Raw genomic sequence first — 24,076 nt, forward strand, 5'->3', positions numbered from 1 at the left:
GGCCGTCACGACGCTCCCGTGCTCACCGGGCGCGACAAGCCCCGGTACCCAGGTCGCGCGCTCCCAGTCTCGCAGCTTCGTGAGCGTATAGTAATACTTGAGCATTCAACTAAGGATGTGGGAGGACGACGACCGACGCCAAGGGGGGAGCCGGGGCGCCTCCGCGCGACAATCGGTGTGCGGAGCATGCACAATCGACCCCGAACCTCAATGCGAAGGCGGATCAGGATCGTGACGATCTCCATTCATCAGCAGATCGCCGACGAGCTCGGCGTGCGCGAGCGCCAGGTGAAGGCGGCCGTCGAGCTGCTCGACGGCGGCGCCACCGTGCCGTTCATCGCCCGCTACCGCAAGGAAGCGACCGAGATGCTCGACGACGCGCAGCTGCGCACGCTCGAAGACCGGTTGCGCTACCTGCGCGAGCTGGAGGAGCGGCGCACGGCGATCCTGGAGTCGATCCGCTCCCAGGGCAAGCTCGATGAGGCGCTGGAAGCGCAGATCATGGCGGCCGACTCCAAAGCGCGCCTGGAGGACATCTACCTCCCGTACAAGCCCAAGCGCCGCACCAAGGCGCAGATCGCCCGGGAGGCGGGGCTGGAGCCGCTCGCCGACGGGCTGCTCGCCGACCCCTCGGTCGACCCGCAGGCGGCCGCGGCGGCCTTCGTCGACGCCGAGAAGGGCGTCGCGGACGCCGCCGCCGCGCTGGAGGGCGCGCGGGCCATCCTGATCGAGCGCTTCGCCGAGGACGCCGACCTCATCGGCGGCCTGCGCGAGCAGATGTGGTCGCGTGGCCGCCTCGTCGCGCGGGTCCGCGACGACAAGCAGGAGGCGGGCGCCAAGTTCTCCGACTACTTCGACTTCGCCGAGCCCTTCACCAAGCTGCCCTCGCACCGCATCCTGGCGATGTTCCGCGGCGAGAAGGAGGAGGTCCTCACCCTCACGCTGGAGCCCGAGGAGGCGCCCGCCGAGGACGGCCCCAACACCTACGAGCAGCGCATCGCGCGGCGCTTCGACGTCGCCGACCGGGGCAGGCCGGCCGACCGCTGGCTGCTCGACACCGTGCGCTGGGCCTGGCGCACCCGCGTGCTCGTCCATCTCGGCATCGACCTGCGCATGCGCCTGTGGCAGGCCGCCGAGGAGGAGGCGGTGCGGGTGTTCGCCACCAACCTGCGCGACCTGCTGCTCGCCGCCCCCGCGGGCACCCGGCCGACCATGGGCCTCGACCCCGGCCTGCGTACGGGCGTGAAGGTCGCCGTCGTGGACGCCACCGGCAAGGTCGTCGCCACCGAGACGATCTACCCGCACGAGCCGAGGCGCCGCTGGGACGAGTCGATCGCGGTCCTCGCGCGACTGGCCCGCGAGCACGGCGTCGAGCTGATCGCGATCGGCAACGGCACCGCCTCCCGCGAGACCGACAAGCTCGCCGGCGATCTCATCAAGCAGCAGCCCGACCTCAAGCTCACCAAGATCGTCGTCTCGGAGGCCGGGGCCTCGGTCTACTCCGCCTCCGCCTACGCCTCGCAGGAGCTTCCCGGTCTGGACGTCTCCCTGCGCGGCGCGGTGTCCATCGCCCGCAGGCTCCAGGACCCCCTCGCCGAGCTGGTCAAGATCGACCCCAAGTCGATCGGCGTCGGGCAGTACCAGCACGACCTGTCCGAGACCAAGCTCTCGCGCTCGCTCGACGCCGTGGTGGAGGACTGCGTGAACGCCGTCGGCGTGGACGTCAACACCGCCTCCGCGCCGCTGCTGACCCGCGTCTCCGGCATCGGCTCCGGGCTCGCGGAGAACATCGTGCTGCACCGCGACGCCAACGGGCCGTTCCGGTCGCGCCGCGCGCTCAAGGACGTGCCCCGGCTCGGCCCGAAGGCGTTCGAGCAGTGCGCCGGCTTCCTGCGCATCCCCGGCGGGGACGACCCCCTCGACTCCTCCAGCGTGCACCCGGAGGCGTACCCGGTGGTGCGGCGCATCATCGACGCCACCAGCGGCGACCTGAAGACCCTGATCGGCAACGGCGCGGTGCTGCGCTCACTGAAGCCGGCGCAGTTCGCCGACGAGACCTTCGGCCTGCCGACCGTCACCGACATCCTCAAGGAGCTGGAGAAGCCGGGCCGCGACCCGCGACCCGCCTTCAAGGCCGCTACCTTCAAGGAGGGCGTGGACAAGATCTCCGACCTGTCGCCCGGCATGCTGCTGGAAGGCGTGGTCACCAACGTCGCCGCCTTCGGCGCGTTCGTCGACGTGGGCGTCCACCAGGACGGCCTCGTCCACGTGTCCGCCATGTCCAGGACCTTCGTGAAGGACCCGCGCGAGGTCGTGAAGCCGGGCGACATCGTCCGCGTCAAGGTGCTCGACGTCGACATCCCCCGCAAGCGCATCTCCCTCACCCTCCGCCTCGAAGACGAGACCGCCCAGAACGCTCCGGCCGCGGACGGCGACCGCGACCGCAGGGGCGGCAGGAAGCCCGGGCAGGGGCAGCGCGGCGGAGGCCGGCCGAGGCAGGACCGGGCCGCACCGGCCGGCGGCGGCGCCCTGGCCGAGGCCCTCCGCAAGGCCGGCCTCGACAAGGGCATCAAGTAACTCGCGGCAGGCGTCCGGAGAATCGGTACGCCCGGCGGGTCCGGGCGTACCGGCGAGGCCGCAGGGAGGACCTGCGTTCGGAAGGCGGAGAATCGAACGGATACCCTTCGGCTGTTCGTGAAACCGTCAACCGCCCACGTAGGGGAACGTCATGTCGCAGGCTCCCGTCAAGGTCACCGTCACCGGCGCCGCCGGCCAGATCGGCTACGCGCTGCTCTTCCGCATCGCCTCAGGCCACCTGCTCGGCCCGGACGTGCCGGTGCGGCTGAGCCTCCTTGAGATCCCGCAGGCCGTCAAGGCCGCGGAAGGCACCGCCATGGAGCTCAACGACTGCGCGTTCCCGCTGCTCCAGGGCATCGACATCAGCGACGACGCCAACGTGGCCTTCGAGGGCGCCAACATCGCGCTCCTCGTAGGCGCCCGGCCGCGCACCGCCGGCATGGAGCGGGGCGACCTGCTACAGGCCAACGGCGGCATCTTCGGGCCGCAGGGCAAGGCGATCAACGACCACGCGGCCGACGACGTGCGCGTCCTGGTCGTCGGCAACCCCGCCAACACCAACGCGCTGATCGCCCAGTCGCACGCGCCCGACGTCCCCGCCGAGCGGTTCACGGCGATGACCAGGCTCGACCACAACCGCGCGCTCTCTCAGCTCGCCACCAAGCTCGACGTCCCTGTGACGGCCATCACCAAGATGACCATCTGGGGCAACCACTCCGCCACGCAGTACCCCGACCTCTACAACGCCGAGGTCAACGGCAAGATCGCCGCCGAGCAGGTCGACGAGGGATGGCTGCGCGACACCTTCATCCCCACGGTCGCCAAGCGCGGCGCCGCGATCATCGAGGCGCGCGGCGCGTCCTCGGCCGCCTCGGCGGCGAACGCGGCCATCGACCACGTCCACGACTGGGTGAACGGCACCCCCGAGGGTGACTGGACCTCCGTGGCGCTCCCGTCCGACGGCTCGTACGGCGTGCCCGAGGGCCTGATCTCGTCGTTCCCGGCCGTCTCCCGCGGGGGCCGCTGGGAGATCGTCCAGGGCCTGTCGCACAACCAGTTCTCCCGGGAGCGCGTCGACGCCTCGGTGCGCGAGCTCGGCGAGGAGCGCGACGCGGTCAAGGAGCTCGGGCTCATCTGAGCCGCCCCTCAGCGGTCCGGCGCGCCGGAGCCCGGCCCCGGGATCTTTCCGGATCCCGGGGCGGCGACGGCGTGAACCTCTTCGCCCGCACGGTGGTCTAACCGGGCGAAGGGAGAAAAATCATGACGTTGAAAGCCCTGGGTGCGCTCGTCCTGGTCCTCGCGGCGACAGCCGCACCGGCTGGTACGGCCGCCGCGACCACGACGCCCGCCGCCCGGCACGCCGAGCACGGTGAGCACTCCGACTCCATCCGGTACGCCTCGCTCAAGAGGTGCGTGAACAAGAACAAGGACGAGGTCCCCTGCGGGCCCTGGCAGCTCTACCTGCACAGCGGCAGGACGGTCGCCCTGGCCGGCGCCCGGATCCACCCCCGCGACGCGCGCGGCAAGGTCGTCAAGGACGTGCCCGCCCCCGTGGCGGTCAGCGGCGACGGCCGCTACGTCGCCTACGTCCGCGAGCGTGACGATCGCCTGGTGGTACGGGAGCTCACCGGGAAGGTCCACGTCATGCCGGTGGACGCGATGCCCAGGGGTACGAACATGGCCGGGGTGACGCTCGGCCTGTCCCCCACGGGAGCCGGCCTGGCCGTGGAGGACGGCGACCAGAGGTTCATCCGCCTGTTCGACGTCGCGTCCGGGAAGGCGCTCGGCGCCATCCCCGCGCACCGGGCCTTCGCGGGCTTCAGCGCGGACGAGGACGAGGTGCTCACCACGCAGACCACCGACGAGAACACCACGATGCTCATCACCTACGACCTCCAGGGGAACGAGGTGGCGCGCCGGGAGCCGCCGCAGGTCGTGGCGCAGGACCAGGCGCTCGCGCTGCACGCCGACGGTCGCTCCGTCGCGTTCTACTCACCGGGAACGCGCACCCTGAAGGTCTACGACCTTGCGTCCGACACCGTGGTGGGGAGCACCCGCGTGCGGCTGCCGGGCGACGAGGTGCCCCAGATGATCGACTGGACGGGCACCCGCGAGGTCACCGCGCACGTCCTCCAGTCCGGCGACGGCAAGCCGGACACCATGACCATCCTGCGGATCGATCCGGGTACCGGCGCCGTCAAGGTCCGCGACTCCTACAAGATCAAGAACGCGTTCACCTTCGCGGCGTGCGGCGGCTGACAGCCCGATCAGGGCGAGGATCACGACCTCGGTGACCACCACCAGCCGCTGGGTCAGCCCGGCGGGGACGGCACCGGGGTCGGCGCCGAACATCCGCACGGCGTAGGGCAGGAGCACCAGGACCAGGAAGCAGGCGGCGGCGAGGCTCAGCCATCTCAACAGGCGGGCCCGCTCGCCCCCGCGCGACGCCACCACCAGCCCCGCCGCGGGCATGGCCACGAACGCGGCGAAGGCGGCGTAACGGTGGATGCCCCCTGACATCGACAACGACATCCCCGGCCGGTCCGTGGGGAACGCCGCGATCATCAACATGCAGCAGCCCCACACGCCCACCAGCGCCACCGTGGCACGCTCTCCGCCTTGCCGCGACATCTCGATGGCGAACAGCGCCGACCCCACGGCGAACAGCGTCAGCGAGGCCGCCAGCAGCCACCCGTGCGGGTGGAAGGCGTACTCGCTGATCATCCCCCGGAGCGGGTCCAGGTCGGAGGTCAGATGGACGGTGACCATGGCGGCGGCGCCCCCGGCGATGGCGGCGAACCCGCCGGCCGTCAAACGATTCGTCATGCACTTGACTTTGGCGGCCGGCATGACATAGAGGCATCGGAGATCGACCGGATCGAGCCCTGGAGCACCCCCGGCCCGACCCCGACGTCCGCACGCCCCGACGCGGCCCGAGCTCAGGGTCGATGCGCGTCCACCAGGTAAAACGACCCCAGACGGCCCCCGGTCAGGGTCACCGGCCCTCTGACTCGGCCACGTCGGCGGAGTCGGCGGGGGCCAGCTCGGGCTCGGAGGCACGGAGCCACCGGCTGCCGTACGGATCCAGCACGATCTTCACCCTGCCGTCGGACGAGATCTTCTCGGTGCCGTCGACCAGCAGGTCGGTCAGCACCTGCCCGTCGTCGAGGTCGTCGAGGGTGAGCTCGAAGGAGACCTCCTGGTCCGCGAAGTTGTGCAGGGCGATCACGGTGGCCCCGTCGATGTCCGCGCGGTGGGCCAGCACGGCGGGCTCCCCGGTGTCCAGCACCGTGTACTCACCCCAGGCCAGCTCCGGACAGCCCCGGTACTGCTCGATCAGCTTGGTGATCCACATGAGCAGCGAGCCGGGGTCGCGCCGCTGGGCGCTGACGTTGACGTGCTCGGGGCCGTACCTGCCCTCGACCATGGGGTTGCGGAACGACTTCGGGTCCGCGGTGGAGAAGCCGCCGTTCTTGTGGGGCGTCCACTGCATCGGCGTCCGCACGGCCTCCCGGCCCTCGACCTGGAGGTTCTCCCCCATGCCGATCTCCTCGCCGTAGAAGAGCACGGGCGTGCCCGGCAGCGAGAAGAGCAGGCTGTACACCATCCTGATCTTCCGCTGGTCGCCGTCCAGCATGGGCGGCAGGCGGCGGCGCAGCCCCCGGCCGTACAGCTGCATGTCCTTGTCGGGGCCGAACGCCTTGAAGACCTCCTGGCGCTCCGCCTCGGTCAGCTTGTCCAGCGTGAGCTCGTCGTGGTTGCGGACGAACGTGGCCCAGTGGCTGTCCCTCGGCGGGGCCGGGCGCTCCCTCAGCGAGCCGGCGAGCGGGCTCGCGTCGCCCCTGGCCAGCGCGAGGTACATGCGCTGCATGCCGATGAAGTCGAAGCACATCGTGACCTCGTCGCCGAGATCGTTGCCGAAGTACTTCAGCAGGTCCGGGTATTCGAGGTTGACCTCGCCGAGGAGCGCGGCGCTGCCGTCCCTGCGGTTCATGAACGCCCGCATGTCGCGCAGGAACTCGTGGACGTCGGGGAGCTTGCCGTCCTGTCCCTCTGCCTCGGCCTTCTTGGTGTCCTCCTTCTTGGAGACGTCCTCCACCAGGAACGGGACGGCGTCGACGCGGAATCCGGAAAGCCCGAGCTCCATCCAGAACCCGAGGATCCTGGCGATCTCGTCGCGCACCTCGGGATTGGCGACGTTGAGGTCGGGCTGGAAACGGTAGAAGCGGTGGTAGTAATACTGCTCGCTGCCCTTGTCGTACTCCCAGAGGCTGTCCTCCTTGTCGGGGAAGACCACGCCCTTGGGGTCGTCGGGCTCGGGAGTGTCGGACCAGATGTACCAGTCGCGGTAGCGCGAGTCGCGGGACGACCTCGCGTCCTTGAACCACGGGTGCTCGTCGGAGGTGTGGTTGACGACCAGGTCGGCGATGACGCGGATCCCCCGGTCGCGCGCGGTGCGCATGAACTCGACGAACTCCCCGAGCGTGCCCAGCCGGGGATCCACGCCGTAGAAGTCCGTGATGTCGTATCCGTCGTCACGGTCGGGGCTCGGGAAGAACGGCATCAGCCAGACGCAGGTCACTCCGAGCCGTTCGAGGTGGTCGATGTGCTCGGTGGCGCCGCGGAAGTCGCCGATGCCGTCGCCGTTGCCGTCGGCGAACGTCTCGACGTCGAGGCAGTAGACGACGGCGTTCTTCCACCACAGGTCTGAGGTACGGGTAAGTCTCACCCGCCCGCCTCTACCCCAAGGGACGGCAAACTATCTGCCAAGGCGGAACGAGGGTGCCCGGAAAAGCTTTAGGGCCCGTACCGGTGATGCGGTACGGGCCCAGATGAGAAAGGCTGTCGTCAGATGACGGTAACCTGCTCGGCCTGCGGGCCCTTGGCCCCCTGCACGGTCACATAGGTGACTCGCTGGTTCTCATCCAGGCTGCGGTAGCCACCGGAGGTGATCGCCGAGTAGTGCACGAACACATCGGCAGTACCGTCGTCCGGAGCGATGAAGCCAAAGCCCTTTTCGGCGTTGAACCACTTGACGGTGCCTTCAGACAACTCTGCTTCTCCTTTTTAGGAGCCTTCACCGTGCCGCCAGGTCGGCGGAACGGGGCTGCGTAGCGGACCATACCCTGCATCCACGAAACCGCTGAAGAAGCAGAACGACCGCTGTCAGGAAACTTCCCGCGGGCGCTTTTAAGGAAAAGACGTTCGAGGAAACTACGACTGCAACAGGGTCGACCTTACCGGCTGTCCCGCCGAATCACAAACGAATCACGCGTGTCGCGAGCCGGTCCCGCATATGCACCTGGGACAGCACAAAAAATACCGATATTTCGTTACATAGAGTGACGCTGGGCCAGGTCGAGCAGGCGGGTCAGCCGTCCTCCCTGAGCACCCGCTGGGCGACCACAAAGGCCGCGTTCGCCGCCGGCACGCCACAGTAGATGGCCGTCTGGAGCAGCACTTCCTTGATCTCGTCGGGGGTGAGCCCGTTGCGCAGCGCCGCCCGCACGTGCATGGCGAGCTCGTCCAGGTGCCCGTGGGCGACCAGCGCCGTGAGCGTGACACAGCTCCGCGTCCTGCGGTCGAGGCCGGGACGCGTCCAGATCTCCCCCCACGCGTACCGGGTGATGAAGTCCTGGAAGTCGGCCGTGAAGTCGGTGGCGTCGACCAGGGCCCTCTCGACGTGGGCCTCGCCGAGCACCTCCCGCCGCACCTTGAGGCCCCTGCCGTGGCCGAGGAACCGCGACATCAGCCCGGACACGATGTCGGCGTGTTCGAGGTTGGCCAAATGGGCCGCCTCGGCCACCACGGCCAGGCGTGCGCCGGGAATGCCCTCGGCGATGGTCTCGGCGTGCTCCACGGGGGTCGACGGGTCCTGGTCGCCGGCGATCACCAGCGTGCGCGCCGTGATCCGCGGCAGCCGGTCGCGCAGGTCGAAGGCCGCGATCGCCTCGCAGGCCAGCGCGTAGGACTCCGGGTCGGTGCCGAGCAGTGTCGTCTGCACCGGCTCGGCCAGCTCGGGATCGACCCCGAGCGTGAACCACCGGGCGGTCACCATGCCCGCCAGCCACCCCGTGCCCTCGGCCCGCACCCGCGCCGCGCGCTCGAGCCACGGCCCCGGGTCCCCGAACCGCGCCGAGGTGCAGCAGAGCACCAGCTCGGAGATCCGCTCGGGGGCCAGCGCCGCGACGGCCATCGCGACCGCCCCGCCGAGGGACACGCCACCCACCGCGAACCGCTCGGTGTCCGCGAGCGCGAGGACGTCCCTCGCCAGGTCCTCGATGGAGAACTCGCCCTTGGCCACAGGAGAGGCACCGTGCCCCGGCAGGTCGTAGCGCAGCACCCGCCACGAACGGCTCAGCTCGGCCGTCTGGGGCTCCCACAGGTGCCTCGTGGTGCCGAGCGACGGCCCCAGCACCAGCAGCGGCCCGTCGTCCGGCCCGGTCACCTCGTATCGCAGTTCCACGTCGTCTCTCCTCCTCCAGTGATCGGCCGTTCCGGCCTGTCACGTTCGCCGCTCACCGGCTCGCGCGGTACGCCTCCAGCGCGCGGTCGACAAGGTCCCCTGACGCGCCGAGCCCGCCCGACAGCTCCCCCGTGACGGCGAGGTTGGCACGCATGCGCCCGGGAGAGATCACGAGGCCGGCGCACAGCTCGGCCGCCAGCTCCGCCGCCCCTCCGGTGAGGCGCAGGCACTCGCGGAACGGCATCCACTCGGCGTGCCAGGCTCCCGTCGCCCGCTCGTGCTCGGACACCAGCGACGACTGGAGGATCTGGGCGAGGGCGGGCACCTGCGAGGCGGCCGACCTGACCAGGATGGAGAGCACGGGATTGCGCTTGTGCGCCATCGCCGACGACCCTCCCCGCCCGGGGGCGGCCAGCTCGGCCACCTCCCCCACCTCGTTCTGCGCCAGCAGGACGACGTCGCCCGCGATCTTCCCGAGCGCCCCCGCCGTCGTGGCCAGCGCCGCGCCGAGCCCCGCCACGGCCGTCCTGCGCGAGTGCCACGGCTGTACGGCCCGCGCCAGGCCCAGCTCGTCGGCGAAGACGTCCATCAGCCCGGCCGGGCCGAGCCCTTCCAGGGTGCCGGCGGCCCCGCCGAGCTGGGCGGGAAGGGACGCCCCGAGCACGGCCGACCGGGCGTCGAGGACCAGCAGCAGCCAGCCCGCCGCCTTGAGGCCGAACGTCACGGGCACGGCGTGCTGCCCGAGCGTGCGCCCGGCCATCGGGGTGTCCCGGTGCTCGGCGGCGAGGCCGGCGAGGGCGTCGAGCGTGCGGCCGAGGTCGGCCACGATCACCGCGCGTGCTCGCGCCGCCATCAGCATGAGCGCCGAGTCCACAATGTCCTGACTTGTCGCCCCACGGTGGATAAATCCACTCAAGGAGTGATCAGCCGCGCGCAGCTCCGCCAGCATCGGCACCACGGGATTCCCCGCGCCCCTGGCGCGGCGCGCCAGCTCCACCACGTCGATCTCGATCTTGCCGCACAGCTCGGTGACGGCCTCCGCCGCCGACGACGGCACGATGCCGAGGCGCGCCTGCGCCCGGGCCAGCGCGGCCTCGGCGTCGAGCATGCCCCGCAGGAACGCCTCGTCAGAGGTCACCGACTCCACGGCCGAGCCCGCCCGTACGGGCGAGAGCAGCCCCGCGTCCAAGGGCGGGCGGTCGGAGATCACTCTGCCTCCCCTGCCTGCTCGAAACCAGCGACCGGGCACACCGGACCCAGTGCCTATTTTGCATGGTCGCGATCAGGCCGGCTCGGCGAGGTACCAGCGGGCCTGGCCGTCACCGCGCGTGAGCGAGTCGAGCCGGCGCGGCAGCTCCTTGCGGGAGAAGGGGTCGCGGGTCGCGTTGCGGATGTGGATGCCCACGGCGTACATGTCCCTGATCTCCATGAGCGTCGGGTAGCCGTGCCACGCGCGCAGGTCGGAGCCGTACGCCCCGGCGAAGTCGTCGACGTCCGCCGCCGTCAGGCCGAACCGCCGCTGCCCGTGGTAGGTGTGCACGAGATCCCACTCGCGGGGCCCCACGGCGACCCCGTCCCAGTCGCAGAGCACGGCGTGCCCGTCCTGGCAGCGCAGCAGGTTGTCGATCCACGCGTCCCCGTGCAGCAGCACCGGAGGCTCGGCCGTGTCCAGCTCGGCCCACCGGGTGGTCAGCTCGGCGACCCGGTCGCGCAGCCAGGCCCGCTGGCAGGGGGTCAGCACCTCCTTGCGGTGCTCCACGGAGTCGCGCACCTCCGCCAGCGGGTCGGACAGCCGCTTCAGCGGGAACGGCGGCACCGGCAGCAGGTGGAGGCTGCGCAGGATGTTCCCGAGCTGCGTGGTCGTCGGCCGCCCGCTCGCGGGAACGTAGTGCCAGAAGGTCACCACGCGCCCGTCGTACACCAGGGGCTGCTCGCACAGCTCGTCGGCCGGGCGGACCGTCGGGAAGCCCTGCTGGGCGAGCCACCTGGCCACGGCCAGCACGACGGGCAGGCGGGTGAGGGCGTCCGGCGCGGTGGCGATGCGGACGACGATCTCGTCGCGGAGCTTGAAGACCGCGTTGCTCCGCACGCGGAGCAGCTGCGCGTCCCGGGCGTCGAGGCCGACGCTCTCGCACACCTCCACGAGGATCGCGGCGGCCTCGTCCGCCAGCATGCTCATGGGCGTTCCAGCGCGAGCTGCGGGCCCGCCTCCGCCAGCAGGTCGTGCAGATGTCGGGCGGCGGGCGTCCGCCGCTCCCCGCGCGGCACGATGGACAGCAGGGCTCGGGCCCGGGTGACGACGATGGAGGTGCGGTGCTCCGGCGGCACCTGGGTGAGGGCCTGCTCGGCCAGCCGGCAGGCCTCCTCGTACCCGCCGTCCCTGGCGACGTGCGCCGCCTGGTCGAGCAGGACGAGCGCCGGGTCGATCGTGTAGGGGCTGGAAGGCCTGGAGATCCACTCCTGCACCTGCTCGGCCTCGCCCAGCTCGATGAGGGTGCCCATGCGGTAGAACTGCAGCCGCCGCTCGGAGAATCGGAACGCCAGGTGGTCGGCCCCTTCGCGGGGCATGCGGGAGAAGATGCGCTCGGCCTCGGCCAGCGCGACGCGGGCGGCCTGGTGCTCGCCCATGCGCGCCAGCGCCCTCGCCTCGGCCGCCGCGCCGAGCGCCGCGGGCGAACTTGGAGCGCTCCCGGCGAGCATCCGGGCCTCGCGCGCGAGCCGTACGGTCTCGGTGAGGTCGCCGTAGTAGTACGGCAGCATGGCCTCCTGCGCCCGCACGAGGGCGCGCAGCCTGACCTCTCCCATGTCGTCGGAGGCCGCCCGCGCCGTGCCGTACCAGGCGTGGGCCTGGCGGGTGTCGCCGAGCTTCATGAGCGCGTCGGCGGAGAGCAGGGCCAGCATGGTGGTGGCGTTCAGCAGGCGGCGCTGGGTGACCGCGGGCTGCCGGGACGACACGAGCCTGCGGACGTCGGCGATCTCCAGCATGAGCCGGTAGAGCATCGGCAGCGGGGCGCTCTTGATGTACTCGCGGCGGTAGCGCAGCACCTGCTCGTCGAGCCGGTCGAGCTGGTCCTCGCTGACCGTGCCGGTGGCCAGCGTGCGATCCATGTCCTGGCGGGTGCGCTCGACCTCGGCCAGCAGGCGGCCGTTCAGGGGAAGGCCGGAGCTCAGCAGGGCGTGGTGGAACAGCGCCCTGCGCTCGGCCTCGTCGTCGGGGTCCAGCGTGGGGACGCGGGAATGCGGCAGGGAGTCCTCGGTGGGGACGGCGTGGGCCGGGGTGACGACCACGACGTTGGGGCTGTCTCCGTCGTCGCAGTAGTCGGCCGCCAGGCCAAGGCGCACGGCGTTGGCGGAGTAGAGCCGGGCGATCTGGTCGATCGTCTGCGGCCGGGGACGCGCCCGGTTGTTCTCCCAGGCGTTCAGCAGGTCGATGCTGGCGCGGGGCAGGCCGAGCGAGTGCGTCTCACAGAGCCGCTCGAGCTCCTCGATCGCCTGGCGCGCCGACCACCCGCGGGCCAGGCGGTGGGCCTTGAGAAGGCTCACGCCGCAGCAGCTGTTGATGGCCTGGGCCGTCTGCCATGGGCTCCACTGCCGAGCCACGGCCTGCTCCCTCCAGCGCCGCGCGCACGCCGGGGAATGCTCTCCACGGGCCATTTCCGCCCTCCGCCACTGGAGTGTTCCGCCTTACGGATGTTTCCCAGATGTTAACCAGCCAGCACCTAAAGGCCTACAGCGTTATGGGACTGATGCCTGGGCACCCGCGTGGTTTCCACGTAAACCTGGCGCCCAACCGACGGTATTCCACTTATCAGTGGATTTGCTCTGATTGCCGCTAGGCGCCCGCGGGTTCAGTCTGGTCCCCAACCGGTCCCACCTTGTCCCCGCTGGAGACCACCATGAAGACGGCAGAACCAAGCGTCCAGTCGGCCGAGGCCATCGACCACCTGGAGCGACTCGCCGCGCAGTTGGAGGCCCACGCCTTCCAGGTGCGCCTCACGGCGCGCACCGGACTCTATCCGCGCCTCCGTGTGATCAACCCGATGGCCCCGGCCGTCACCGAAGACGTGCTCGCCGCCAACGCCGCGGACGGCGAGTGGTGGTTCTGGCTGTCGTGGGCCGGCCGCATCGGCCACGCCTCCGACATCGTCACGGCGGCGGAGCGCATCGCCAGCGTCCTGCACGTCATCCGGCGCTGACCTTTCCTCCGGCGATTCCGTACGGCTCGCGCGAGGCACGACGCGCGAGCCGTACGCGTGCGGAACCACCTAGAAGTGGGTGGCGGGACGGTCCTGCAGGACGCCGTCGACGTAGGTGTCGACCTTCTCGTTGTAGAAGGCGACCAGGCCCGCGATCTTCTGCGACTCCCAGAGCGGCGACCGGTAGGACCAGACGATGTCCTTGTTGCCGCCGACCGACCAGTACTCCGCCTGGCCCTTGTACGGGCAGTGCGTCACCGTGTCGGTGTGCTCCAGCAGGTCGAAGCGGACGTCGGTCTTGGGCAGGTAGTACCTCGGCGGCAGGCCGGTCTCGAAGAGGATGCGCGCGCCGCGCGAGTCCGCCACCGTCACGCCGTCCACCTCGACGCGCACGTGCCGCTGGCTCGCCAGGATGTCGACCCGGGTGTACGGGTCGCGGGCGTGCACGTAGACCTCCTCGTCCTCCTCGAACCAGGCGTCCATGGCGGCCCAGTCGAACCGCACCCTGCCCTTGAGCTCATCGATGGGCGAGTCGCCGTAGACGGTGGCGGCGCCGGATCGGCCCTCGATGTCGTGGACGTCGCCGTCGCCCCGGCTCGGCGAGTGGTCGGTGCGCCCCGTCGCCGTGAGGCGCTCCATGTCGACGTCGTCCGTCGGGAAGTAGTACGTCGGGTAGTAGGGGATCTCCCACACCAGCAACGCGCGGGAGGTGTCGGCCACCGGCCGCCCTCCGATGTACGCGCGGACACGCTTGGCGGTGGGCTCAACCCTTACCCGGCCACGCTTGGTCGGCTCCATGGTCCGGGCAACCGAGCGGCTGTGGTCCTTATTCCGATTTGCCGGTATGTCGCGCCGTCCTCCAAGCTGGGTGGGTGGCGCCCAAGAAGATCATCATCGACTGCGACCCCGGCATCGACGACGCGCTGGCCATCACGCTCGCGCACGGGAGCCCGGACCTGGAGATCGTGGGCATCACCACGGTCGGCGGCAACGTCAACCTCGCGTACACGACAGGCAACGCGCTGCGGCTGCGGGAGTTCCTCGGCTTCCCCGGCGTCCCTGTGACGGCCGGCAGCGCGGGCGCGCTGCTGCGCGTTCCGGTGGACGCGGCGGACGTCCACGGCCAGTACGGCCTCGGCGAGGCCCGGCTGCCCGAGGCCACGCTGCCGCCGCGCGACGGGCACGCCGCCGACTTCATCATCGAGACGCTCAGGGCCGCCCCCGGCGAGATCACCCTGGTCGCGATCGGCCCGCTCACCAACGTGGCCCTCGCCCTGCTCAAGGAGCCGAGGATCGCCGAGTGGGCCCGCGAGTTCGCCATCCTCGGCGGCTCGTACACCCGGGGCAACTTCTCCCCCGCCGCCGAGTTCAACATCGCCGCCGACCCCGAGGCCGCCGCGATCGCGTTCGGCGCCGGATGGACGGTCACGATGCTCGGCCTGGACGTGAGCCGCCAGGCCCTGGCCGTCGGGAAGGTGGTCGACCGCATGCGGGCCATGGGCCGACTCGGCGCCGACCTGCTCGTGCCCTGCGTGGAGTTCTACGGCATGGTCACGGCCGACGAGGGCCCCGCGATCCACGACGCCTGCACGATCGCGTACCTGATCGACCCCTCGCTCGTCACGCTCGAACCCGCGGTCGTCCAGGTCGAGACGGCCGGCCGGTTCACCTCGGGGATGACCGTGACCGACTTCGACCTCGCCGGCCGCGTGCCCAACGCCATGGTCGGCACCTCGCTCAACGTGTCCCGCTTCTGGGACCTTGTCCTTTCCGTGTACGAGGACGTCGCCCGCCGGATCGACTAGCGGGGGCGCGTTAGGGGCGGATCGGTGGCGTGGCCGGGACGCTTCCTGGAAGCATGCCGTGCCATGGGGAACAAGCGGCGGTGGCCGATCGCGATCACCTGCCTGGCTCTGGTGACGGCGTGCGGCGGCGGCCGTACGGCCGCGCCGGGGCCGGCGGCGACGACCCTCCCCTCACCTGGCCACGCGTCGACCGCTCCCGCCGCCGCCGCGACGGGCGAGACGGCGGTCTCGCCCAACTGGAAGCCGGTCGCGGGCGCGAAGCTCGCGGGGAGCGCGGCGCTCCTCGACGTGGCGGCGACCGGCCCGCGCGACGCCTGGGCGGTGGGGTACAAGGACAGCGCGGAGGACCGCGAGGGCACCCCTGCCCTCCAGCACTGGGACGGCACCCGCTGGACCCAGAAGACGATCTCTCCCTCGGACGCCTGGCACCTGGTCGGCGTCAGCGCGGGCGGCCCCGACGACGTGTGGATCGTCGGCAACGCCGGCAACGCCTACACCGCCCACTGGGACGGCACCCGCTGGACCGGATGGCACCCGTTCGGGGTGGCCGACGACTACTCCCTGACCGGCGTCGCCGCCACCGGAGGGCACGCCTGGCTCGTCGGCCGCACCCCCTCGCAAGGGGTGATCATGGAGTGGACGGGGCGGCGGTTCCGCAACGCCCTGCGCGCCGACGGGTACTTCACGGCGGTCACCGCCGAACCGGGCCACGTGTGGGCGGTCGGCACCGACGCCCCACCGGGCGCCTCCGTCACGCCCGGCACGCCGATGGTCTGGCACGGCACCGCCGTGTCGGGGCCGGACATCCAGTCGTGGCAGCGCGGCCGGACACCCGAGATCGCCGGAGGCGTGCTGCGCAAGGTCTGGATGGTCACACCGTCCGACGTGTGGGCGGTGGGCAGCGTGTCACCCCCTGGCGGCACGGCCGAGGTCCCGCTCGTCCTCCACTGGGACGGCGCCTCGTGGAAGCAGGTCCAGGTCCCGGTCTCCCGGGGGAAGCTCGACGGCGTCACGGCCGCCGGGTCCGGCGACGTGTGGATCAGCGGCATCGACGCCGACCACTCTGGCCAGGTGCTCTTCCTCCACTTCGACGGCCGGAAGTGGACCCCGTCGTACGGGCCGCTGCTCCGGCGGGAGCGGGAGGACCAGCAGTACCCGCAGTCCGACGACATCGGCAGAACCGGCATCACGCGGGTACCCGGCTCCTCCCGGCTCTGGGCCGTGGGCTCCGTAGGCTGGGGCGACGCCGAAGCCGACTTCATCCTCCGCCACGACTGACCGGCGTCCGGGCGTTTAATCGTGAGCGGAAACGCGGTGCCCTTGGCAGCATGTCGAGCATGACCGAACGGAACTTCCCCCGCCAGTTCGCCCGCACCCGACGGTTCAGCCTCGGCGTGCCCCGCCTGTTCGGCGTCTCGCCCGGCGGCGACCGGGTGGCGTTCCTCAGATCGCGCGGCGGGGACGATCCGGTGACGTGCCTGTGGACGCTCGACGTCGCCACCGGCCGGGAGCGGCTCGTCGTGGACCCCCTCACACTCCAGGAAGGAGACGAAGAGGTCCCGGACGAGGAGAAGGCCCGCCGCGAGCGGTCGCGCGAGCAGTCCGCCGGAATCGTCGGCTACGCCACCGACGCCCAAGGACGTCTGGCCGTGTTCACCCTCTCAGGCCGCCTGTTCACCGCCCGCCTCGACGCCGGCACCACCGCGGACCAGCCCGCGAGCACGGTCCGTGAGCTGGACGCATCCGGGCCGGTGATCGATCCCCGTCCCGACCCCTCGGGCGCCCGCATCGCGTACGTGGCGCGGGGCGCGCTGCGGGTCGTGGGCGCCGACGGCGGCGGTGACCGGGCGCTGGCGGAGCCCGACGGCCCCGAGGTGGGGTACGGCCTGGCGGAGCACGTCGCGGCCGAGGAGATGGGAAGGGATCGCGGCCACTGGTGGGCACCCGACGGCTCCCGCCTGCTCGTCGCGCGGGTCGACACCTCCCCTGTGCAGCGGTGGTGGATATCGGACCCCGCGAACCCCGCGAACCCACCCCGGCAGATCGCCTATCCCGCCGCGGGCACCGCCAACGCGGACGTCTCCCTGTGGCTGATCGGGCTCGACGGCTCTAGGGTGGCCGTCGAGTGGGACCGGGCCGCGTTCGAGTACGTCGTCGCGGTGCACTGGGGGGCGACGCTCCTGGTGTCGGTGCAGACTCGCGACCAGCGGATCCTGCGACTCCTTGAGGTCGACCCGGAGACCGGTGCCACCACGGTCCGCCGGGAGGATCACGACGCCCTCTGGGTGGAGATCGTGCCGGGCCTGCCCGCGACGACGGCGTCCGGCGCGCTCGTGTGGACCGCCGACCAGGACGACACGCGCCGCCTGCTCGTCGACGGCGAGCCGGTGACCCCGCCCGGTCTCCAGGTACGCGCGGTACTGGACGTCGACGGCGACACGATCCTCTTCACCGCCTCCGAAGAACCCACAGAAACCCACCTCTGGACCTATGGCCTCCCAGACCTCGGGCTTCGGCGGCTCAGCCATGCGCCCGGCGTGTACGGGGGGTCGCTGGCCGGGGGCACCGCGGTGGTGACCGCGCGGTCGCTCGACCACGACGGGACGCTGGTGACCGTCCACCGCCACGGCGAGCCGGTCGCCGAGATCGCGTCCCGCGCCGAGAAGCCCGTGCTCACGCCCCGGGTCGAGCTGATGCGGGCCGGTGAGCGCGAGCTGCGTACGGCCGTGCTGCTGCCGTCCTGGCATGAGCCGGGCTCCGGGAAGCTTCCCGTGCTCATGGACCCCTACGGCGGACCGGGGCACCAGCTCGTGGTGGCCGCCCGCGGCTGGACGTTCCTGGTCTCCCAGTGGTTCGCCGAGCAGGGGTTCGCGGTGGTGGTCGCCGACGGCTGCGGCACTCCAGGCCGTGGGCCCGCGTGGGAGAAGTCGATCTGGGGCGACGTCGCCGCTCCCGTACTGGAGGACCAGGTCTCGGCGCTGCACGCGGCGGCCGAGCGGTACCCCGACCTGGACCTCTCCCGGGTGGCGATCCGCGGCTGGTCGTTCGGAGGCTTCCTCGCCGCGCTGGCCGTGCTGCGACGCCCCGACGTCTTCCACGCCGCCGTCGCCGGAGCCGCCCCCACCGACCAGCGGCTCTACGACACCCACTGGAAGGAGCGCTTCCTCGGCCACCCGGATGAGGAGCCGGACAACTACACGCGGAACTCGATCATCCACGAGGCGGCCGACCTGCGGCGTCCCCTCATGCTGATCCAGGGCCTGGCCGACGACAACGTGATCGCCGCCCACACCCTGCGCTTCTCGGCCGCCCTGACCGCCGCCGGCCGCCCCCACACCGTCCTCCCCCTGCCGGGCGTAACCCACATGGCCCCCCAGGAAGCCGTCGCGGAGAACCTCCTCCACCTCCAGGTGGACTTCCTCAAACGCTCCCTCGGCCTCTGGTAGCAGACGATCGACGCCCAGTGGTGGCCTCTCCGTCAGTTGTACTTGTACAGCCTGGTGGCGACCCGGTGGTTCTGGTCGAAGACCGAGGCGCGGTACTTGCTTATGGCGAGGTCACCATGTTGGGCTTTCCCGCAGGTGTTGTATCCGGCCAGTTGATGGATCTCGAAACGGGCCGTCGGGTCGCCCTCCACGAAGTATTCCGCACGGGCCTGACGTCCGTCGGCACCCGTGTCGCACGCGAAGACGAACGTGGCCTTCTCGGCGAAACACGTGCTGGCGACGCCCTTCGTCGAGGTGCACACCTCGGACCGCGCCCGCGCGGTGGACGGGGTGACACGTGTTTCTCGTTTCACAGGATATTTGGTGAGACTGCGAACCGTCTTCCATCGGCTGACCTTGATCCGATGGTTTCCTTTGTATATCGCGGCTCTGAACGTTATGGTCTTGCCGATTTGGCGACTTCCCCGGATCTGGCCGTCGCCTGCCAGATTGTGGATGACGTACTTCGTGCCCAGGTAGCCGTTCAGGTAGTACTCGACAGTGGCGTGGAGCTTGTCGGGCTCCGTGTCCTCGATCGAGATCCCCGGCCGGTCGCTCTCGTCCGCTCCCACGCACGCCGCCGCGCCCCTGACGCGGGCGCACACGGGCTCCTCTTCAGAGGTAGCGGTACCGAAGGCCGGGATCGACGCGGTCGCGGCGAGAGCGGGTGTCGAGGTCAGAGGCGTCATCGCGGCGGCGATCGCGGCCACCGAGACCAGAACCCTTACAGCGATTCTCAGTTCCATGTTCACTTAGATGCCAAGTAGCCCTCTTATGTTGGCCCCGAAAGCGCCGGGGTTGTGAGTGCGTATTTGTTCCTGTACGGCTGTCGGGGTGGCGTGGCATGCTCGCCCGGAACAAGTGCGGTTCGTCTCGTAGCTGTCGCCGGTTGACGGGGGCCGTCCGGAGGGTGGAAACCTGAGCGTGTTATGTCGTCTGGGAAGGGCCCTGACCGTCTGGCGGGATGAGCGGGGCAGGCAGGTCGAGCGGGGCACGCAGGTGGGGCGGGCCGAGGCGGAGACGGCCGCGATCGCCTATGCGGCCAAGCTGCTCGCCGAGACGCGCGAGGAGGTCAACAAGGCCGATGCCAAGGCGCAGGTGCTGCTGGGGGTCGCCGGCGTCGGGCTCGGCGCCGTCGCGGGTGGTCTGATCGCGGGAAGCTGGTCGCCGTTCACGCTGCCGAACTCCATCGAGTGGCTGTGGTGGACCGGCACGGCCGCGGCCATCGCCGCCCTGGCCTGCCTGGCGGGAGCCGTCTACCCCAGGACCGGCCGTTCGGACGTCAAGGATCCGAAGATCGTCGCGTACTACGGCGACGTCATGCGGTTCGATTCGGCGCAGGCGCTGGCCAATGCCCTGCTGATCGCCTCCAGGCCGGACCTTCGCCGGATCTCCGACCAGGTCCGCCGCATGAGCGGCATCGTCGGCCGTAAGTACACGCTGATCCGCTGGGGCTTCTGGCTGCTCTCGGGCGCGGTGGCGGCGACGGTCATCGCGGTCATCCTCGGCCTGATCCTGCCCGGCTGATCCGGTGAGCGTCGTCGGGACGTACGTGAGCCGTGCCGGGATCCGACCGGGCCGATGAGCGTGATCAGGAGGGGCGTGACCGGAGGCGGGCGCGGCGCTTGGCCGCGTCGCCGCGATCGAGCCACCACTGGCTGATCAGCAGCGGCACGGTCCACCCCAGCCAGCCGCCGAGGCTGGCCACGGTCCAGCTCAGCATCGTCTCGTTGCCCTGGAACGTGGTGTCGAGCTGCGGGCTCAGCACGAGGAACACGATCACGCCCCAGATCCGGTTCGTGATGATGGAGAAGGTCAGCGCGAAGCTGCGCAGCATCCAGCGCCGGTGCTCGACGAACCGCCGCTGCCTCGCCATGCGGTAGCCGGCGGCGGTGAACCCCAGCCAGAGGAGCGCCAGCATGACATTGCTGGCCGCCTGCACCGGGCCGAACGGCGTGCCCGCGCCGATGACCAGCCCGGTGAGGCCTGCCGGGAGCACTCCTGCGAAGACGTAGACGCGGCCGGTGTACCGGTGGACGACCGGATAACGCCCGCGGAACCACGGCCACACCTGAAAGAAGCAGGTCAGCATCGCCACCGAGGCGAACAGGACGTGGGCGACCAGCAGCGGGTAGTGCGCAGGGAACCCTTCAGGCTGCGGGATCCGCGACGTGGCGGGATCGCCGGTGAGGTACGGCGGCAGCGAGAACGCGATGAACACGACGGTCACGAAGGCGAGCGGCGCGATCCACGGCCGCCGCCACCACCGGCGACGCGGAGCGGTGGGCACCGAGGGCCCGGTGGCGGGCGGGGACGGCGGGGTTCCTGTGGTGGTGGCCATGGGGGCTCCGATCTGACCGGCGATTGAGTGCGTATTCGATACGCTGAGCGTACTTGATACGCTAAGCGTATGGAATACGCACGTCACTAGAATGAAGCCGATGAGTGAGAACAGCGGCAGCCGGCTGCCCCACGCGCTCGAGTTCCTCTGGGGGCGCTCGGAACGCCGGACCACGGGCCGGGCGCAGGCTCTGAGCCTGGAGCGCATCGTGGCGGCGGCGATCTCCATCGCCGACGGCGAGGGGCTGGCGGCGCTCTCCATGGCGCGCCTCGCCGAGCGGCTCGGCTGCGCGACCATGTCCCTGTACCGGCACGTCGCGAACAAGGACGAGCTGCAGACGTTCATGCTGGACGCCGCACCGGGAAAACCCCCGGAGATCGAGCTCGCACCGTGCGACTGGCGTGCCGAGCTGGCGCGATGGGCCACGGAGCTGCTCGCCGTCTACCACCGGCATCCGTGGATCCTGCAGGTGGCCGTCGGTCCGCCGCTGGATCCGGGGCAGCTCGCCTGGGTGGACGCCGGGCTGCGCGCTCTCGGCGGCACCGCGCTCGGGCCGCGGGACAGGTTCTCCGTGATCCTGCTGGTGATGCACTACGTCCGGGGTGAGGCGCAGATCTCGGCGAACCTGCTCCGGGGCAACCCCGACGCCGAGGCCCTCGATCTGGCACGGCGGTACGGGGAGTTGCTCGCCCTCCTGGTCGACGCGCGGCGCTTCCCGGCCCTCGCCGAGGCCGTCGGCGCCGGCGTCTTCGCCGAGCAGGCGGGCGAAGACGCCGGCGCCGACTTCACGTTCGGGCTGGAACGGATCCTCGACGGTGTCGAGATGCTGGTGCGGGAGCGCGCCGTCGCCTCAGGGCCGAGCTAGCGCCCACGCCGTCCGCGGGCACCTCACCGGTAGATGTAGCACCAGTTGGACTTGCCCTTGAAGCGGTGGAAGGCCTTCGGCGTCTTGTAGCGCCACTGGCAGCCCGCGTCGCGCCGGCCCGCGCTGAGGTACATGGTCTCGTCGCCCTTGCGCTTGATGCAGTAGGAGCCGGGCTTGGGAGTCTCGCGGTACTCATCCCACTCCCAGCCGAGCGACTGGCAGTAGGCCGTGAAGTGCCCGGGGCCCAGCTCGGTCAGCTTGGGAAGCGGAGGCTTGGGCGAGGAAGTGCCGGACGGCGGGGGCTCGGTGGCCGTGGGCTCCACCCGGGTCGGCGCGGGCTTGGACGAACTGCTCGGCTCGCGGGTGGGCGTGCCCGTCTTGGACCTCCTGACCGGGCGGACGCCGGCGCTCGGAGTGGTCGTGTGGGACAGGGCCGGTGAAACGGTGGAGGCGGCCGGGGTCTCCGAGCCGGGGTCGGCGGGCTCCTCCGTCGGCGTCGCCGTGGCGGCCCCCGCCTGCGAGCTCCTGACGGTGCCCGACTTCAACGCGGACACACGCTGCTCCGGCAGCATCGTGAAGAGCGCGGCGATGACTCCGGAGATCGCCACGGCGACGACGATGGAGACGACCGCCAGCCGTCTCCCCTGGCGCCTCTTCGCCGGGTCCACCCCCGAGGCGCCGCCCCCATTACCCGGCCCCAACGCACCCGGGGTGGTGGACCTGCCAGAGGAGCCGGCTCCCGTCGAGGCCGGGTCGTCGCCGGCACGGGGAACGGCCAGAGCGCCTGGAAGGCCCGATGGAGCCACGGCCGAGGCGTCGCCCGTTCCGCGTACCAGGCGGTCGAGGATCCGCGGGGCGGCCGGCCGGCGGGACGGGTCCTTGGAGAGGCACTCGGCCAGCAGGCCCCTCAGCGGCTCCTCGGTCTCCCCGAGGTCGGGATCCTGGTTGAGGATCCTGTTGATGATCGCGGGGATGGAGTCGTTGCCGAACGGCGGGCGCCCCGTGGCCGCGTACGCGATCGTGGACGCCCAGGCGAACACGTCCAGGGCCCGGCCGACCTCTCCGGCGGTCAGCTGCTCGGGCGCCATGTAGGCGGGCGTGCCGACGACCTGGCTGGTCACCGTGCTGGTGCCGGCGAGGGCGCGGGCGATGCCGAAGTCGATGACCCTCGGCCCGTCCGGCCCGATCAGCACGTTGTGCGGTTTGAGATCGCGGTGGATGATGCCGGCGTCGTGCAGCGAGACCAGAGCGGTGGCGGTGCCGATCGCGAGGCGTTCGAGGGCGCTGCCCGAGCGCGGCCCCTGCGCGGCCACGACCTCGCTGAGGGAGGGGCCGGGCACGTACTCGCTCACGATGTACGGGCGGCTGCCCGTCATGCCGGAGTCGAGGACCTGTGCCGTGCAGAATCGGGCGACCCGCTTGGCGACGTCGAGCTCGCGCATGAAGCTGTCGGCCAGGGCGGGATCGTGCCCGAGCCGGGCGTGGAAGAGCTTGACGGCCACCAGGCCGCCGGAGTCCGTCTCACCCAGGTACACGACACCCTGACCCCCCTCCCCGATCCTGCCGACGATGCGGAAGGCACCGAGTCGTACGGGGTCGCTCGGCTCCAGGGGCTGGACGTCCGGCATGGGCTCTCCGGCGGGTGGGGGGATTTGCCAGAAACTCTAACGACCCAACACCCCTCCGCGCGGACGACCGGCTACACGGGGCTCGCCCGGCGCATCCTCACCGACCGGGTCACCCACGAGTCCCTGACCGAGCATCGCCTCCGGCCCCGTGTCCGGCTTGTCCGGGCTATCTTCATCGTTTACGGAGGCGTGAGCTTGCAACAAACGAGGGCGCCAGCGGAAACATTACGTTTTTAGCCTTCAGACATGTCCACGCCGTCACATGCCCCCGGAGACGGGCTCCGCGGGCACGCGCGCGGCCCTCTCACCTGGGGGCCCCTAGGGGTACCGTGGCAAATCAAGATCAGAGAAACTGAGGTCGGAAGCGTCTGCGGCAGCCCTGGAAAGGGTAAACAGGAGGTGAGGTCGGGTCCGCGCACCTCGCCCGGCCGTGGGATCACCGATGAGGCACAGGACCTGTCCGCCGACGAGTGACGAGGGAAGTGTGAGCCCGTACCGAAGGAGAAGGACATGAAGCGGATTCTCATCACGCCACGGCCCAAGCCCCCACGCCAGCCCCTCCCCCTTGATCTTCGCAGCCCCTCTGGCCGGGCGCTCCCCTTCTAGCTCTCCGAGGCCGGCCGCTCCCGACCCCGGCCCGTGACCCGAGAAGGTGCCTTCACGCGCCTTCGAACAGGCGTGTCACCAGGGTGAAAGTTCCCCGTCTCGCCGTG

The 24,076-nt window shown here is 70.9% G+C and carries 19 protein-coding genes and 1 pseudogene; 9 read left to right on the forward strand and 11 right to left on the reverse strand.

The genetic code is table 11. The features are described 5' to 3' along the window. Positions 1-231 precede the first annotated feature (231 nt). The 3 genes from OG589_RS28130 to OG589_RS28140 all read left to right on the forward strand — a co-directional run bounded on the left by OG589_RS28130 (position 232) and on the right by OG589_RS28140 (position 4,836). The gene (locus OG589_RS28130) at positions 232-2,577 is read left to right on the forward strand and encodes a Tex family protein (protein WP_405140791.1); all 2,346 of its coding nucleotides are present in this window, start codon (positions 232-234) and stop codon (positions 2,575-2,577) included. 151 nt (positions 2,578-2,728) lie between these two features. After that, positions 2,729-3,715 carry a malate dehydrogenase gene (locus tag OG589_RS28135; RefSeq protein WP_405140792.1) on the forward strand — a complete coding sequence of 329 codons (987 nt, stop codon included), beginning with the start codon at positions 2,729-2,731 and terminating at the stop codon, positions 3,713-3,715. A 122-nt stretch (positions 3,716-3,837) separates the two neighbouring features. Continuing rightward, the gene (locus OG589_RS28140; protein WP_405140793.1) at positions 3,838-4,836 is read left to right on the forward strand and encodes a hypothetical protein; all 999 of its coding nucleotides are present in this window, start codon (positions 3,838-3,840) and stop codon (positions 4,834-4,836) included. Between the two features lie 60 nt (positions 4,837-4,896). Here the strand turns inward: OG589_RS28140 and OG589_RS28145 are convergent. The 7 genes and pseudogenes from OG589_RS28145 to OG589_RS28175 form a co-directional block, all read right to left on the reverse strand. After that, positions 4,897-5,427 (reverse strand): annotated as a pseudogene (locus OG589_RS28145) (DUF998 domain-containing protein); the annotation flags it as partial. 145 nt (positions 5,428-5,572) lie between these two features. Continuing rightward, positions 5,573-7,306, reverse strand: coding sequence for an alpha-amylase family protein (locus OG589_RS28150; RefSeq protein ID WP_405140794.1), 1,734 nt, complete (start codon positions 7,304-7,306; stop codon positions 5,573-5,575). Between the two features lie 119 nt (positions 7,307-7,425). Continuing rightward, positions 7,426-7,629, reverse strand: coding sequence for a cold-shock protein (locus OG589_RS28155; protein WP_358548954.1), 204 nt, complete (start codon positions 7,627-7,629; stop codon positions 7,426-7,428). A gap of 319 nt (positions 7,630-7,948) precedes the next feature. Next, complete coding sequence (pcaC, locus tag OG589_RS28160; RefSeq protein WP_405140795.1) at positions 7,949-9,043, reverse strand: 4-carboxymuconolactone decarboxylase; 1,095 nt, start codon at positions 9,041-9,043, stop codon at positions 7,949-7,951. A gap of 52 nt (positions 9,044-9,095) precedes the next feature. Continuing rightward, positions 9,096-10,253 carry a 3-carboxy-cis,cis-muconate cycloisomerase gene (gene pcaB / locus OG589_RS28165; protein WP_405140796.1) on the reverse strand — a complete coding sequence of 386 codons (1,158 nt, stop codon included), beginning with the start codon at positions 10,251-10,253 and terminating at the stop codon, positions 9,096-9,098. A gap of 72 nt (positions 10,254-10,325) precedes the next feature. Continuing rightward, positions 10,326-11,222, reverse strand: a complete 897-nt coding sequence (locus OG589_RS28170) for a phosphotransferase enzyme family protein (protein ID WP_405140797.1) — start codon at positions 11,220-11,222, stop codon at positions 10,326-10,328. Next, positions 11,219-12,643 carry a helix-turn-helix domain-containing protein gene (locus OG589_RS28175; protein ID WP_405140798.1) on the reverse strand — a complete coding sequence of 475 codons (1,425 nt, stop codon included), beginning with the start codon at positions 12,641-12,643 and terminating at the stop codon, positions 11,219-11,221. The genes OG589_RS28170 and OG589_RS28175 overlap by 4 nt, the downstream gene beginning before the upstream one ends. A 296-nt stretch (positions 12,644-12,939) precedes the next feature. Here OG589_RS28175 and OG589_RS28180 point away from each other — a divergent pair, with 296 nt between their 5' ends. Further along, entirely contained in the window at positions 12,940-13,239 is a 300-nt protein-coding gene (locus tag OG589_RS28180; protein ID WP_405140799.1) for a hypothetical protein, read from the forward strand. A 69-nt stretch (positions 13,240-13,308) separates the two neighbouring features. On the opposite strand, the gene OG589_RS28185 is transcribed toward OG589_RS28180, so the two are convergent. Beyond that, complete coding sequence (locus OG589_RS28185; protein ID WP_405140800.1) at positions 13,309-14,037, reverse strand: DUF427 domain-containing protein; 729 nt, start codon at positions 14,035-14,037, stop codon at positions 13,309-13,311. Between the two features lie 74 nt (positions 14,038-14,111). On the opposite strand from OG589_RS28185, the gene OG589_RS28190 reads away from it, so the two are divergent. The 3 genes from OG589_RS28190 (at position 14,112) to OG589_RS28200 (ending at position 18,490) form a co-directional block, all read left to right on the forward strand. Further along, positions 14,112-15,044 (forward strand): nucleoside hydrolase, encoded by a 933-nt coding sequence (locus OG589_RS28190; protein ID WP_405140801.1) that lies wholly within the window; start codon positions 14,112-14,114, stop codon positions 15,042-15,044. Positions 15,045-15,107: 63 nt separating this feature from the next. Then, positions 15,108-16,322 (forward strand): hypothetical protein, encoded by a 1,215-nt coding sequence (locus OG589_RS28195; protein WP_405140802.1) that lies wholly within the window; start codon positions 15,108-15,110, stop codon positions 16,320-16,322. 59 nt (positions 16,323-16,381) lie between these two features. Next, positions 16,382-18,490, forward strand: a complete 2,109-nt coding sequence (locus OG589_RS28200; RefSeq protein ID WP_405140803.1) for a prolyl oligopeptidase family serine peptidase — start codon at positions 16,382-16,384, stop codon at positions 18,488-18,490. Positions 18,491-18,522: 32 nt separating this feature from the next. On the opposite strand, the gene OG589_RS28205 is transcribed toward OG589_RS28200, so the two are convergent. Then, entirely contained in the window at positions 18,523-19,239 is a 717-nt protein-coding gene (locus OG589_RS28205) for a hypothetical protein (RefSeq protein ID WP_405140804.1), read from the reverse strand. A gap of 214 nt (positions 19,240-19,453) precedes the next feature. On the opposite strand from OG589_RS28205, the gene OG589_RS28210 reads away from it, so the two are divergent. Then, entirely contained in the window at positions 19,454-20,056 is a 603-nt protein-coding gene (locus OG589_RS28210; RefSeq protein ID WP_405140805.1) for a Pycsar system effector family protein, read from the forward strand. A 64-nt stretch (positions 20,057-20,120) separates the two neighbouring features. Here OG589_RS28210 and OG589_RS28215 read toward each other — a convergent pair whose 3' ends face one another. Next, positions 20,121-20,870: a DUF2306 domain-containing protein gene (locus tag OG589_RS28215; RefSeq protein ID WP_405140806.1), complete on the reverse strand. Its 750-nt coding sequence runs from the start codon at positions 20,868-20,870 to the stop codon at positions 20,121-20,123. Positions 20,871-20,970: 100 nt separating this feature from the next. Between OG589_RS28215 and OG589_RS28220 the strand changes: the two genes are divergently transcribed. Continuing rightward, positions 20,971-21,735, forward strand: coding sequence for a TetR/AcrR family transcriptional regulator (locus OG589_RS28220; protein WP_405140807.1), 765 nt, complete (start codon positions 20,971-20,973; stop codon positions 21,733-21,735). A gap of 23 nt (positions 21,736-21,758) precedes the next feature. Here OG589_RS28220 and OG589_RS28225 read toward each other — a convergent pair whose 3' ends face one another. Beyond that, a complete protein-coding gene (locus OG589_RS28225; RefSeq protein ID WP_405140808.1) occupies positions 21,759-23,363 on the reverse strand; it encodes a serine/threonine protein kinase in 1,605 nt (534 codons plus the stop codon). Positions 23,364-24,076 lie beyond the last annotated feature (713 nt).

Source organism: Sphaerisporangium sp. NBC_01403, assembly GCF_045040145.1.
In the GTDB taxonomy this organism is placed as follows: Bacteria; Actinomycetota; Actinomycetes; order Streptosporangiales; family Streptosporangiaceae; genus Sphaerisporangium; species Sphaerisporangium viridialbum.